13 protein-coding genes are annotated in these 13,289 nt (G+C 67.0%); 6 read left to right on the top strand and 7 right to left on the bottom strand.

Features of this window, described 5'->3' with window-relative positions:
* Positions 1 to 5: 5 nt before the first annotated feature.
* The 4 genes from secF to ABZ909_RS34020 all read right to left on the bottom strand — a co-directional run bounded on the left by secF (position 6) and on the right by ABZ909_RS34020 (position 5,069).
* Positions 6 to 1,223 (bottom strand): protein translocase subunit SecF, encoded by a 1,218-nt coding sequence (secF, locus tag ABZ909_RS34035; protein WP_357008066.1) that lies wholly within the window; start codon positions 1,221 to 1,223, stop codon positions 6 to 8.
* Between the two features lie 2 nt (positions 1,224 to 1,225).
* On the bottom strand, positions 1,226 to 2,917 hold the full coding sequence (gene secD / locus ABZ909_RS34030; RefSeq protein WP_357008063.1) for a protein translocase subunit SecD: 1,692 nt from the start codon (positions 2,915 to 2,917) through the stop codon (positions 1,226 to 1,228).
* A gap of 102 nt (positions 2,918 to 3,019) precedes the next feature.
* Positions 3,020 to 3,394 (bottom strand): preprotein translocase subunit YajC, encoded by a 375-nt coding sequence (gene yajC, locus ABZ909_RS34025; RefSeq protein WP_357008061.1) that lies wholly within the window; start codon positions 3,392 to 3,394, stop codon positions 3,020 to 3,022.
* A 181-nt stretch (positions 3,395 to 3,575) separates the two neighbouring features.
* Complete coding sequence (locus tag ABZ909_RS34020) at positions 3,576 to 5,069, bottom strand: NAD(P)/FAD-dependent oxidoreductase (protein ID WP_357008059.1); 1,494 nt, start codon at positions 5,067 to 5,069, stop codon at positions 3,576 to 3,578.
* Positions 5,070 to 5,126: 57 nt separating this feature from the next.
* Between ABZ909_RS34020 and ABZ909_RS34015 the strand changes: the two genes are divergently transcribed.
* From ABZ909_RS34015 to ABZ909_RS34005, 3 genes are all read left to right on the top strand, one after another.
* Positions 5,127 to 5,792, top strand: a complete 666-nt coding sequence (locus ABZ909_RS34015) for a TetR/AcrR family transcriptional regulator (protein WP_357008056.1) — start codon at positions 5,127 to 5,129, stop codon at positions 5,790 to 5,792.
* 96 nt (positions 5,793 to 5,888) lie between these two features.
* Positions 5,889 to 6,449, top strand: a complete 561-nt coding sequence (locus ABZ909_RS34010) for a DivIVA domain-containing protein (RefSeq protein ID WP_357008053.1) — start codon at positions 5,889 to 5,891, stop codon at positions 6,447 to 6,449.
* A gap of 95 nt (positions 6,450 to 6,544) precedes the next feature.
* The gene (locus tag ABZ909_RS34005; protein WP_357008050.1) at positions 6,545 to 7,327 is read left to right on the top strand and encodes a hypothetical protein; all 783 of its coding nucleotides are present in this window, start codon (positions 6,545 to 6,547) and stop codon (positions 7,325 to 7,327) included.
* Here the strand turns inward: ABZ909_RS34005 and ABZ909_RS34000 are convergent.
* Positions 7,213 to 7,692 carry an amidase family protein gene (locus ABZ909_RS34000; protein WP_357008047.1) on the bottom strand — a complete coding sequence of 160 codons (480 nt, stop codon included), beginning with the start codon at positions 7,690 to 7,692 and terminating at the stop codon, positions 7,213 to 7,215. The two genes, ABZ909_RS34005 and ABZ909_RS34000, sit on opposite strands and share 115 nt — an antisense overlap.
* A 66-nt stretch (positions 7,693 to 7,758) precedes the next feature.
* Between ABZ909_RS34000 and ABZ909_RS33995 the strand changes: the two genes are divergently transcribed.
* Positions 7,759 to 8,010: a hypothetical protein gene (locus ABZ909_RS33995; RefSeq protein WP_357008044.1), complete on the top strand. Its 252-nt coding sequence runs from the start codon at positions 7,759 to 7,761 to the stop codon at positions 8,008 to 8,010.
* Between the two features lie 738 nt (positions 8,011 to 8,748).
* On the opposite strand, the gene ABZ909_RS33990 is transcribed toward ABZ909_RS33995, so the two are convergent.
* Positions 8,749 to 10,200 (bottom strand): DUF222 domain-containing protein, encoded by a 1,452-nt coding sequence (locus ABZ909_RS33990; RefSeq protein WP_357008042.1) that lies wholly within the window; start codon positions 10,198 to 10,200, stop codon positions 8,749 to 8,751.
* Positions 10,201 to 10,554: 354 nt separating this feature from the next.
* Here ABZ909_RS33990 and ABZ909_RS33985 point away from each other — a divergent pair, with 354 nt between their 5' ends.
* Positions 10,555 to 11,292, top strand: a complete 738-nt coding sequence (locus tag ABZ909_RS33985; protein WP_357008039.1) for a GntR family transcriptional regulator — start codon at positions 10,555 to 10,557, stop codon at positions 11,290 to 11,292.
* Here the strand turns inward: ABZ909_RS33985 and ABZ909_RS33980 are convergent.
* Positions 11,250 to 12,224: a helix-turn-helix domain-containing protein gene (locus ABZ909_RS33980; RefSeq protein WP_357008037.1), complete on the bottom strand. Its 975-nt coding sequence runs from the start codon at positions 12,222 to 12,224 to the stop codon at positions 11,250 to 11,252. The genes ABZ909_RS33985 and ABZ909_RS33980 overlap by 43 nt on opposite strands.
* 69 nt (positions 12,225 to 12,293) lie before the next feature.
* Here ABZ909_RS33980 and ABZ909_RS33975 point away from each other — a divergent pair, with 69 nt between their 5' ends.
* A complete protein-coding gene (locus ABZ909_RS33975; protein WP_357008034.1) occupies positions 12,294 to 13,262 on the top strand; it encodes an NADP-dependent oxidoreductase in 969 nt (322 codons plus the stop codon).
* Positions 13,263 to 13,289: the final 27 nt, after the last annotated feature.

Raw genomic sequence — 13,289 nt, 5'->3', positions numbered from 1 at the left:
TGCGCTCAGTGCCGTCGCTGCTGTCGTTTCCCACTCGGCCGGGCCCCGGGCCGCGGCGCCCCGGCACTCTGACTGCGCGGTGCGTGGTCGCGTCCGAAACCATTGGCGTCGGCCTCGCGGCCCGCGGCGCCGGCCGCCGCGCCCACCCGCGCCTTCGCGCCACCGGAGCGGCGGTTGAGCACCTTCTTGGTGTGCGCGGCCACCGGACCCCAGGTCTCCTTGAGCGTCACCAGCACCGGCACCGCGAAGAAGATGGACGAGTAACCACCCACGACCATGCCGACCAGCTGCACCAGCGCCAGGTCCTTGAGGGTGCCGACACCGAGCAGCCACACCGCGACCACCAGCATGCCGACGATCGGCAGGATGCCGATGACGGTGGTGTTGATCGAGCGCATCAGCGTCTGGTTGGCCGCCAGGTTCGCCTTCTCCGCGTAGGTGTGCTTGGTCAGGTGCAGGACACCGCGGGTGTTCTCCTCGACCTTGTCGAAGACGACCACATTGTCGTAGAGCACATAGCCCAGGATGGTGAGCAGACCGATGACCGCCGCCGGCGTCACCTCGAAACCGACCAGCGAGTAGATGCCCGCTGTGACGATCAGGTTGAAGAACAGCGAGCCGACCGCCGCGAACGCCATATCGCGTTCGAAGCGAATCGCGATGTACAGCGTGGTCAATCCGACGAACACCACCAGCGCCAGCAGCGCCTTCTTGGTGACCTGGCCACCCCAGGTCCCACTGATCTCGGCGACGCTGATGGCATTGCGGCTGGCCTGGCCGTTGGAGTCCTTCGGATGGAAGGTGTCGAACAGCGCGGTCTGCAGCTTGTCGGCCTGCTCGACACTCAGTGTGTCGGAACGGATCTGGATGGTCGCCGAGGACCCCGAGCCCGCCTTCTGTACGGTGACCGGGTCGTGGCCGAGCGTGGACCGGTAGACGTCCTCCACCTTCGAGGTGGTGACGCTGTCGGAGGCGGGCAGCTGGATCCGGGAGCCGCCCGCGAAGTCGATGCCCAGGGTGAAGCCCTTGAACACCATGCTGGCCACCGCGATCGCGATCAGCGCCGCCGCGATGCCGTAGTACACCTTGCGCTTGCCGACGATCTCGAAACCACCGGTACCGGTGTAGAGCCGCTCGAACAGGCTGCGCCGCTTGCCTGCCGATACGGCCTCGTAGTCGAGCTCGGAGTCGGAATCCACGACGACGGGAGAGGACTTGGCCATGATCACGCCTCCTTCACCAGGACGCCGGCGGTGGCCTTGCGTTCCTGTGCAAGCTCTGCAATTGCGCCCAGGCCGTTCACCGACGGCTTCGCCCAGAACGGCGAGCGCGAGACCAGCATCATCAGCGGCGAGGTCACCAGGTACAGGACGATGACGTCGAGCACGGTGGTGACGCCGAGGGTGAAGGCGAAGCCCTTCACCTGGCCCGCGGCCAGCACGTACAGCACGGCGGAGGCGATGAGCGAGACCGTCTTGCCCGACAGGTTGGTGCGCTGCGCGCGCTGCCAGCCGCGCGGGACCGCGGATCGGAAGCTGCGGCCCTCCCGCATCTGGTCCTTGATGCGTTCGAAGAAGACGACGAACGAGTCGGCCGTCATACCGATACCGATGATCAGACCCGCGATACCGGCCAGATCGAGGGTGAAGCCGATCCAGCGGCCCAGCAACACGATCAGCGCGTACACCGCCACACCGGCCGCGAGCAGCGAGAAACCGGCCAGGAAGCCGAGCATGCGGTAGTAGAGCAGGCAGTACAGCAGCACCGCCACCAGGCCGATGGCACCGGCGATCAGACCGGCGTGCAGCGAGGACATGCCCAGGGTCGCCGAGACCGTCTCGGCCTCGGAGGTGCCGAACGAGAGCGGCAGCGAACCGTATTTCAGGGTGTTCGCGAGCTCCTTGGAGGTCTTGGCGTTGATGCCCGGACCGGAGATCGCGGTGCTACCGCTGAACTGGCCGCCCTCCTTGATCACCGGCGCGGAGACCACGCGGGAGTCCAGGGTGAAGGCGATCTGCTTGCCCACGTACTTGTTGGTGAGGTTGCCCCACTGGTCGGTGCCGCTGGACTTGAACTGCAGGCTGACCACCCACTGGGCCTGCTGCAGCACGCCGGAGGCGTCCTTGATCTCCGTACCGTCCATCACGGACTTGTCGAGCAGGTAGACGGTGGTGCCGTCGGTGCTACAGGTCACCAGGGGCAGGTTCGGATCGTCGTTACCCTGCAGAGGATCCGATTTGGAGCAGTCCAGCGTGGCCATGGCCTGGAGCTGGGCGTTCTGATCGGTGCTCTGGCGGGCCGCCTTGGCGGCCGCGATCTCCTGCGCGGTCTGCTGCTGTCCGCCCGGCTGCGCCGGCGTCGACGGCGGGGTGGTCGGGGCCTGCGCCGGGAACACCCGGTTCTGCGGGGCCTCCCCGGTCGTCGTGGGGGCCGGAGCCTCGGCCGTGGCCGGGGTGGTCTCGGCCGGCGTCGGCGTCGCGCTCGGCGGTTGCTGCGGCTGGGTCTGCTGCGGCTGCTGGGCCTGCTTGCCGCCCTGCGCGGGGGCGCTCTGCAGCACCGGACGGAAGTACATCTTGGCGGTGGTCGCCAGTGTTTTCGCCTGTGCGCCATCGGAACCCGGCACGGTGATCACCAGATTGTCGCCCTCGATGACGACCTCGGAGCCCGCCACGCCCAGACCGTTCACGCGCTGCTCGATAATGTTCTGCGCCTGCTTGAGGCTGTCCTGGCTCGGCTTGCCGCCATCCGGGGTGCGGGGCGTCAGGGTGACGCGGGTACCGCCCTGGAGATCAATGCCGAGCTTCGGGGTGTGGTGCTTGTCCCCGGTGAAGAAGATCAGGCCGAACATCAGAGCCACCAGCGCGGCGTAGATGCCGAGCAGGCGCAACGGGTGCGCCGTTCCCTGAGAAGGTGGCACAGTACTTATCTCCTAGGCGGATTCGAAGGTGGAACGAGCGGGGCACACACCGAAGCGCCACCGGCCGCCGGGAATCCGGTGCGGCCGATGGCGCGGAGTATGTCAGTCCTTGGTCAGCCGCGGCGCGTCGTCAGCGGCTTCGGGGGCGGCGACGTGATCGTCGGCGACGCCGTTCGAAGACGCGGCTTCGGTGGTCTCGGCGGTGGTGTCCTCGGTGGCGTCGTCGTCGTTGCGCACCTCGCGGATCGACTGCCGCAGCCAGGTGGTGACGATTTCCTCGGCGATCTCCAGATCGACGGTGGTGTCATCGAGCTCGACCACGGTGCCGAAGAGCCCCGACGTGGTGACGACCCGGTCGCCGACCTTCAGGCTGTCCTGCATCTCGGTGACCTTCGACATCTCCCGCTTCTGACGGCGGACACCGAGGAACATCGGGATGAGCAGGGCAACCAGCAGCAGCGGCAGCAGAAGGTCCATCGTCGAAGTCAGCCCCTAGTAAGTGGTCGGTTGGGTGCGTTTCCAACACAGTCTGCCAGTAATCCCTGAGAGAATGCGCGGCGACCTGTTCTAGAGTCCACGCCCGTTCGCGCAGGGCTGATTCATCCTGTTCCCCCAGCTGCGCGGTCGACCGCCGACTCTGCCGACCGCGCAGTCCCACTCAGGCCGGCTGCTGCCCGTAGGTGTAGTCGTCGAGCGGGAAGGCGGTTGCCTCCCGGTGGGCGTTCAGGGTGCTCGTCGGGCGCAGCAGCGCGGCCTCACCGTGCTGGTTGAAGTAGTAGCTGCGGGCCGTGGCGCACTGGCCGCCGTAGAAGACCGATGACCCCAGTTTCTCGGTGACGCGATCCAGGAATTCGGCATTGGCGCGCTCGGTGACCTCGAAGACCCGCTCGCCGCGGCGGAACATCTCACCGAACAGGCGCGCCATGTGCTTCATCTGCGCCTCGATGGTGGTGAAGTAGGACAGGCCGCTGTAGGAGTAGGGGCTGTTGAGGCTGACGAAGTTGGGGAACTTCGGCACCGTGATGCCCTCGTAGGCCTGGAAGCGGTTGTCGCGCCAGAACTTTCCGAGATTGCGGCCGTCGCGGCCGATGATCTCGATGGCCGGGAAGTTGACGTCCCACAGGTTGAAGCCGGTGGCCAGGATGAGGGTGTCGATCTCGGTCTTGTGGCCGTCGGCGGTGACGATGCCGTCGGGCTCGATGTGGTCGATGGAGTTGGTCTCGAGGCGCACGTGCGGCTCGTTGAAGGTCTTGAAGTAGAGGTTGGAGAAGGTGGGGCGCTTGCAGCCGAAGTCGTACTCCGGCGTCAGCTTCTTGCGAGTCTCCTTGTCGCGCACCTGGGTTCGCAGATGCGCCTTGGCCAGGACGGTCGCGGCCTTGTTGAGCGGCTTGGCTTCCTTGAAGTGCAGCACGCCGACCACCATGAGCGCCTCCAGCATGGAGGTGTTGATCAGGCGAGCGGCCTTCTGCGTCAACGGAACTCGCGCGAACAGCTGCTGCACCGCGGGCGGGATCGGGGCGTCGATCTTGGGGACGACCCAGATCGGGGTGCGCTGGAAGACGGTCAGCGACTGCGCCTTCTCCGCAACCTCCGGGATCAGCTGGACAGCGGTCGCGCCGGTGCCGATGATGGCGGACTTGGTTCCGGTGAGATCGACCTCGTCGTCCCACGCGGTGGTGTGGATGATCTTGCCGGCGAAGGTGTCGATGCCCGGGAACGGCGGAGTGTAGGGCTGCGACAGGAATCCGGTGGCGGCCATCAGGTAGCGCGCGGTGAGCGATTCACCGTTCTCGATGGAGACCACCCAGTGCTGCTGCTCCTCGTCCCAGCGTGCACCCCCGACCACCGTGTCGAACCGCATGCGCCGGCGCAGGTCGTACTTGTCGGCGACGTGCTCGGCGTACTTCTTCAGCTCCGAACCCGGGGCGAACAGCCGCGACCAGTACGGGTTGGGCTCGAAGGAGTACGAGTAGGTGACCGAGGCGATGTCCACGGCCAGGCCCGGGTAGTGGTTGACATGCCAGGTGCCGCCCAGGTCGTCCTCCCGCTCGAGGATGACGAAATTGCTCAGGCCGAGCCGATCCAGCTCGATGCCCGCACCCATACCGCCGAATCCCGCGCCGACCACGATGGCGTCGTACTGAGGTGCCACGCCGAACCTCCTACAAGAACTGTGTTCGAACAACTGAAATGATGCACATGTCACGGAATGACATCTCATTCCGTTTGTGAGAACCGTATCATCGGGCTCGTGACGAAGCCATCCTCGAGAATCGAACGGCGCAAGGCCGAACTCCGGCAGGAGATCATCGACACCGCGTTCGCGTGTTTCGCCGAGCGGGGCTACCACGCCACCGGCATCGCCGATATCGCCGCCCAGCTGGGTATCGGGCACGGGACGTTCTACCGGTACTTCGAGAACAAGCGCGACATCATCGACCACGTCATCGACGACCTGTCCGCGCGGATCATCGAGTCGCTGGGGACCGACAATGCCCCCGACGCCGCCGACAGTCTCGAGGAGTATCGCGCGCAGGTGGATCGAATCGGCGACGCGCTGAACCACATCTTCCTCGAGGACCGGCGGGTGGCGCAGCTGCTGCTGTTCCAGGCCACGGGCATCGACACCGAATTGACCGCGCGGCTCTACGGATTGCTCGACACCGCCGACACGCTGACCGCCGGCTACCTCGAGCACGGGGTCGAACGCGGTTATCTGCGTGCGGATCTCGACACCGTGAACACCGCGCGAGCGGTGACCGGCATGCTGCTGGCCGCCATCCTGCACGGCATCCGGACGCCCGATGCGCAGGCGGTCGACGATCTCAGCCACGCCATCCGGCATCTGCTCATCGACGGCGTCCGCAAGCACTGAGCCACCCTGTACAAACGGACCCGTTTGTCCGGTGCGGCCGGATTCGACTGGGGGCGGAGGTAATTCGGACAGGAAGCCATTGGCACAATGGCCTGCGTGACCCCAGACGACGTCCGCCGCACCCGGTTCGGCCACGCGCCGTCCGGGCCCCACGGCTACCACCCGGCCCAGGTGGACGCCTTCTGCGCACGCATCGCCGACACCATGCTCGGCCGCGACCATCTGAGCATCGCCGACATCCGGCACATCGAATTCGACGGTCCCCCGCCCGGACATCGCGGCTACGACATCGACGAGGTCGACGACTTCCTCGACCACGCCTGCATGGAACTGGAATACCTACGCCGCGGCCGCGGACGCCTCCCCGCCGGCCGCACCCACGACACCCTCACCCACGACGACGTCCTGCGCATCCAATTCTCCGCTCCCCCTTATGGTTTTCCGGGCTATCTGGCCGACGAAGTGGGCGCGTTCCTCGAGCGCCTGGCGGCGACCCTCGCCCACCACGGCCCCAACGGCCTCACTCCTAAGGATGTCCAGGACATCACCTTCCACCTCGCCCCCGACGGCGCACCCGCCTATCACCGCGAGGAGGTCGACGCCTTTCTCGACCTGGTGGTCCACCAGCTCGAGAAGTCCGAAGCATCCCGGCACTGACACTCGAAGGTGGAGAAGAATCTCCATCGGACGTCCCACGCGTAGGGACCTTGGGCCCTGCCTCCGGCAGGAGTCGGCGCAACAGACTGATCGTCATGCGTAGACGATTCGAGTTGGCCTTCAACATGTCCTATCTGGCGATCATCTGGGGGCTGGTGATCGCCATGCGGCGCAATCGCGACCGGGTTCCGCGGGAGCAGCGCGAAACCGCGGCGCGATTCGAGGAGGCGTTCACCCTGCTGGCGACCGGGGACACCGCACATCTGGCGCTGCGCGCGGTGTCCATGGCACGCGGCGAGGGCCGCGGGTATCTGAGCCTGCCGGGACGGCGGGCGAGTCTGATCGGGCTCGGAGAGATGGCCACCTCGATCACGATCACCCTGTTCTATGTACTGTCACTGGATGCCTGGCGGCTGCGGTTCCGGCGCTCCTGGGACGGTTTCACCAGATCGCTGCTGGGGCTGTCCTTCGTGCGATTGATCCTGCTGGCGACACCGTTCAACAACTGGGACAGAGACGAGACGCCCGCCGGGTACGGCGTAGACCGCAATCTCCCGCTGCTGGCCGTGGGCGCCGGCGAGATGTACCTCATGCGCCGCGAAGCCACCCGCACCGGCGACCGCACCTTCCGCTTCCTCTCCGACGCCATGGCCGCGTCGTTCGCCTGCTACCTGCCCGTCATCCTGTGGGCTCGCCGCATCCCTCAGCTGGGTCTGCTCATGATTCCCAAGACCGTCGCCTACCTGGCTATGGCATTCCGCGTCTACGCCGACTTCTTCCGGGGCAGACCGGAATCGGCCGCCCCGGAACCGGTGACCCCGGCAGCCGACGCCACCGTCATCCCGGCACCGTCGTCGCCGGCCGTGTCGCCGAGCTGACCGGCGTCAGGGGCGGCCTGCGGTGTGCCCGGGCGGCCGACGCGCTCGATGGCCGCGGCCAGCCGGATGACGGTGGCGTCGTCGAGGTGGCGGCCGATGATCTGGAGTCCGACCGGGAGGCCGGTGTCGGTCCAGCCCGCCGGAATGCCGGCGGCGGGCCGGCCGTGAGATTGGCGGGGATAGTTGAATCCGATCCAAGCGAGATCGGAAACCGCTGTGCCGTCGATGGATTCGGGACCTGTCAGCTCTACCGGGAAGGCCGTGGTCGGAGTGATGAAGACGTCGTAGTGGCGCATGGGCAGGCCATATCGATCACCAGCGCCTTGTGCGCGATGTTCGCGTGGGTGAATTGCCGTGCGGTCCACGGTTGCCGGATCCAGTCGATCACATACGACGACATCCGCTCGCCGTGTGCTTCGATCATGGCTTGCATGCCGGTCAGATCGGTCTCGGCGATGATCAGCGCGGAAAAGGCGGCGGCCGGGTCCGACCCCGGACGTCACGTCCTCGACCCGGCATCCGAGCCGGCCGGTGACGACCTCCCGCACCGCGGGATCCAACACCGCCCGAACCTCGGGATCCACCGCCAGATACCCGTCTTCAAGTCCGGACGCATGACCGCCCACACCACCCGCGTGCAGGAGGTGATCCGGAGTGACGGAAACCCGAGAGACAAAGGCTAAAGGATCAAAAGATTGAAAGACAAAGACGCCGGGAGAAGGGAGGGGGCCGGGCTCACGTCTGCGCCTGCACCTACCAGCCCCCTCACCTTCGAAGCCGCATGTGGGGCTATTGCGGGAGGTACTCCTTCAGATCACGGGGTTGGGGTCACCACGTGATGGCTTGCGCCCGTTGAGGGACAGTGCTGATCGGTAGTGAAGCCGGGGATCGACCTTCCGGCAGGCGGCAGCGCGGTGAGGACCCGGGGACGGCGCGCGGCGGTGATTGCGGTCGGCGGCGCGGTCGCGGCGGTGGCTGCAGTGGTGACTGAGGTGACCGTCGCACCTGCCGACCGCAGTGGCGGTCGCAGTGGCAGTGGCAGTGGCAGTCAAGTCGAAGTGATAGTGGCAGCGGCGCGAATGTGCGTGCGAGCGTCCGGGATCGGCGAGAACCGGTGAGCCAGCGGGGGCGGGGGCCACCGGCGGTCACGGAGGCGGTTGCGGCCGGAATCGCGGTCGCACTGGCGGTCGCGGTGGCGATGGCGGTGCCGGTCGCGGTGTCGGCGGGATTATTACTGTGGGCGTTGGGGGTTCGGGGATCAGCGGTGAGGGTGTCTGTAAAAGGTGATGCGTGCCGTCCGTGGGCCGGGATCGGCGGGTGACGGCTCCCAACCCGGCGTCAGCCCAAGCCCGGCAGGGCAGGCGACGTAACCACACATCCCCGTCCCTGCGCACACCAGCCCGACATGAACGGTCCGGGAATCACGCCGCCCGTGAACCCCACCTCCGGCAACTGGAATCGATCGCAGCCGCGACCCACTGCCCTACGTGATGTCTGTCGTTCACGCGCGGAATACCGGTGGGGTCGAGACGTTTCGGGGCAACCCACCCGGCACGCCCCCGATAGGGGGAATCCTTGCCCATGACAACGGTTTTCCAACCCTCGGCACTGTCATTCACCAGCGCATGGCAGCGATCGCACACCAAGGTCAGGTTGCTCAGATCGGTGGGGCCGCCTTTGGCCCAGTCGGTGATGTGGTGCACCGCGCACATACTCGCGGGTGCGTCGCAGCCCGGGCGGGTGCAGCCCTTGTCGCGGGCGATCAACGCCAACCGCTGAGCCGGGGTCGCCAGCCGCTGGCAGCGACCCAGGTACAGCGGCAGCCCGTCCGAGTCGAGGACCGCCAGGACCGGGCGGGTGCCCTCGGCCAGCTTCAGCGCCTCGTTGATCGAGACGTGGCCGCCGGAGGCGGTGGTCGCGACCCCGGCTCCACGCTCGAGGTCGGCGAGGTTCATGGTCAGGATGGCCTGGACCGGCAGGCCACGGTGGGAGCCGAGCTTGGTGGGGTCGGCACCGGGCTGCAGCAGCGCGAACAACGCGTCGTGGGTGCGCTGCCCGGTGTCGCGACGGTCACGGCGTGCGGCGGCTTCGAGGACTTTCGAGTCGACGACCTTGACTGTGGCGGCAACACTGTCGGTGTCGTCGATGTTGCACATGCCTGGTCGCGCGAGCTTGGCGAAGACGGCGTCGAGCAGGGTCCGCAGCTCGGGGGTGATCCAGCCTTCGATCCAGCTCATCCCATCCACCCCGGGACGACCCAGGATCAAGCCACGTCGGCGACGACGGTCGGCGTCGGAGACCCTCTTGCCGTCCGGGTCGACGCGGGCGAGGATGTCGCGGCCGATCTTGGGCAAGTCATCGGGCCAGCCGACACGGGAGTGGCCGACCAGGATGTCTTCGGCCTCCGCGCGGGTCTCGGCGGGGATGTCGGCGGGCAGGTGGTTCATCACGTCGATGATGTTGCGGACATGATCACGCGAGATAGCACCTGCTTCAAAGGCTTCGGCGGTCTCGGTCAAGGTGGGCGGGCGCAGGTGTCCGGTGGGTTCGAAGAATTCACCGCACTGGCGGGTGATCTTCACCCGCACCGACGCGTCATACCTCGACAACCCCAACGTCCGCCGCAGAAACGGCACCACGTCCTTGGCCGCACCACCTCCGGGCAGCGAACGGTTACACGCTTCGATGATCAGGCGTGAATCCAGCGCCGACAGTTGACGTTTGCAGGTTTCCAGGCTCTGCATCAACTCCACGACATCAGCATCGGAGAACGGGTTCAGGTTTCCGTGCAGGACCGAATTCGACAGGGTCTCGACGGCGGCTGCCAGGTCGGCGATGCCGCACGTGTCGAGTGTTTCCCCCTTCGAATCCATGTACTAATTCTACCGCCTCGCAATCATCCAGAGAACCCGAATTGTCCAGTATCTCTTGCCTTTTCGATTGCATATCAGATAATGACCCGGTCCATACCGGGCGCCCCAATCGAACACGGACCATTTGGAATTCCATCAATATCCGCGAGCGGAAAGGTGCTGGCAGGTACGCCTACGATAGCGGCCAAACATGTCGAATGCAGAGTGCGCGTCCGGCCGATTCCATCGCTTCGGCGGCGGCCATCCGATGCGCCGACCATAAGCCGGGCAGGCGTATCGAGGCTCGAAGCCGAACGTAACTGGCGCTTTACCTGACCGAAATGGCCTCGACGGGAACGGATTTAAACTCGGGCGATGACAGCATCGATTCCCCCGCTGCGTCGGCGTGCGCGCAGTGTCAGCGCGGAGGTCGCCGCGCATCTGGAGGCGTTGATCACCAACGGCGAGCTGCGGGCCGGGGATCGGCTGCCGTCGGAACGCGAGCTGGCCGCGAATATGAACGTGTCGCGATCATCCTTGCGCCAGGCCATGTTCGAGCTGGAATCCAAGCAGCTCATCGAGCGCCGTCAGGGCCGCGGCAGCACTGTCACCGAAACCCCGCGGCATGCGGACGCGCTGACGGAGGGCCTGCGGGCGCTGGATATCGAGCTCGGCCATGCCATCGAATTACGTGATCTGGTGGAACCGCGCATCGCGGAGCTGGCCGCCCTGCGTGCCCTGGACTCGAACCTGCTGTCCCTCGACGACGTCCTGACCCGTTCCAGCGATACCCTCTCCCCCGCCGAATCCCTCAGGCTCGACATCGAATTCCACACGCTGCTGGCGCATGCCGCGCAGAATCCGCTCCTGGTGACGCTGTGCGCCATGACCACCGAGTGGACCCGGAGCGCCCGTGCACTCTCTCACCGCTCACGTCACGCCCGCCGCCTATCGCTCGAGGGCCATCACCGGATCTACGAGGCCGTGGCGGCCCACGACTGCGCGGCCGCGGCCGCGGCCATGGAACGGCACCTGCGGGAGGTACGCGAACTCGGCACCGCGATGAGCGCTCAGGCGCCCACCGCCACCTCGGCACGGAAGGTGCGCCGATAGGCCAATGGCGAAACACCGATGGCCTCGTGCAGGTGCTGCCGCAAAGAGGCTCCGGTGGCGAAGCCGACCTCCCCGGCGATCCGATCCACGGAAAGCTCTGTGGTCTCCAGTAATTCGCGGGCGCGGAACACCCGCTGCTGAATCAGCCACCGTCCCGGGCTCATCCCGACCTCGTCGCGGAAACGACGGGCGAAGGTACGGCCGCTCATGCGCGCTCGATCCGCGAGGTCGGCCATGGTCAGCGGCCGGTCCAGATTCTCGAGCGCCCATTGACGAGCGGTGGCCGTGCCCGCGGCGCTCGGCGGGGGCACCGGCTGTTCGATGAACTGGGCCTGGCCGCCTTCGCGCCAGGGCGGGACGACGCAGCGGCGGGCGACCATATTGGCGACCTCGCTGCCGTGGTCGGCGCGAATCAGGTGCAGGCACAGGTCGACTCCGGCGGTGGCGCCGGCGGAGGTGAGGATGTCGCCGTCGTCGACGTAGAGGACGTTCGGGTCGACGTGAACCCTCGGGAAGGTCTGCCGGAACCGGTCGGCGAAGTTCCAGTGGGTGGTCGCGGGCCGATCATCGAGCAGGCCCGCGGCGGCGACCACGATCGCGCCGGTGCAGATGGAGACCAGCCGCACGCCTGGGCGGATGGCGGCCAGTGCGTCCGAAACTGCCTGCGGCAGGCCATTTTCCAGGATCGGTACGACATCACACGGCGGAATCACCACGGTGTCGGCGGTTTCCAGCAGGCTCGCATCGTGCGCGACCGCGACGTCGAAGTCGGAACTACTGCGCACCGGCCGCCCGTCCAGCGAGCAGGTGATCACCTCGTACAGTCCGTCGGCGGTGCCGAACACCCGGTTCGGGATGCCGAGTTCGAACGGGTAGACCCCGTCGAGCGCCAGGACGACGACGCGGTGCGGCGGTGCCTTCTCCGACTGCATGGCACGATTCTATCGAATATTGGCAATCGTGCCATTTTCTCCCCGCTCCCCCGGCGGCAAGCTGGAGGCATGAGCGAGAAGGACATCATCATCCCCACCACCATGAAGGCCATCGGCCAGGACGTGCTCGGCGGTCCCGAGGTCCTGCACGAGGTGGAACTGCCCGTGCCGCAACCCGGTCCAAGCGAGATCCTGGTACGGGTGCGCGCCACGGCCCTGAACCCGACCGACTGGGGCCACCGCCGCCGTGCGGGCCTGTTCCTGCCCGCGCCCCCGTTCGTGCTGGGCTGGGATGTCTCCGGCGAGGTGGTGGCGACCGGGATCGGCGTCACCCTGTTCAAGCCCGGCGACGAGGTGTTCGGCATGCTCCCCTACCCGCACGGGCACGGCGCGGCCGCCGAATACGTCACCGGACCGGCCCGGGCCTTCGCCCGCAAGCCCGCCAATCTCGACCACGCGCAGTCCGCCGCCATCCCGCTGGCCGCCCTGACCGCCTACCAGGCGCTGGTCGACACCGCGAATGTGCAGGCCGGGCAGCGGGTTCTGATCCACGCCGCCGCCGGCGGTGTGGGGCACTTCGCGGTGCAGATCGCCAAGGCGCGCGGCGCGTACGTGATCGGCACCGCCAGCACCGCCAACCACGATTTCCTGCGCGGCATCGGCGTCGACGAGGTGATCGACTACCGCACCACCGATTTCGCGGACACGGTCCGCGACATCGACATGGTCCTCGACCCCATCGATGCCGACCACGCCCAGCGGTCTCTGCGCACACTACGGCCCGGCGGCCTTCTGGTTTCCCTGCGCGCCAATGGCGGTGACCACTACAAGGCCGATGCCGAGAAGCTCGGCGTGCGGGCCGAGATCCTGCTCGTCGAGGCCGATCACACCGGGATGGAGGCGCTGCGCGAGCTCGCCGAATCCGGCGCGCTGCGCCCCACCATCGCGGGGTCTTTCCCGCTCGCCGACGCTGCCAAGGCCCATGCTCTCGGCGAGACCGGCCGTACCGTCGGAAAGCTCGTCCTCACCGTCGAGTGAAGTAGCAATGGAACCGCGCCGCCCGCC

The sequence above is a fragment of the Nocardia sp. NPDC046763 genome, from assembly GCF_040645495.1.
Taxonomy (GTDB): domain Bacteria; phylum Actinomycetota; class Actinomycetes; order Mycobacteriales; family Mycobacteriaceae; genus Nocardia.
The sequence above is the reverse complement of the archived record's forward strand: the minus strand, read 5'-3'. Positions and strand labels throughout refer to the sequence as shown.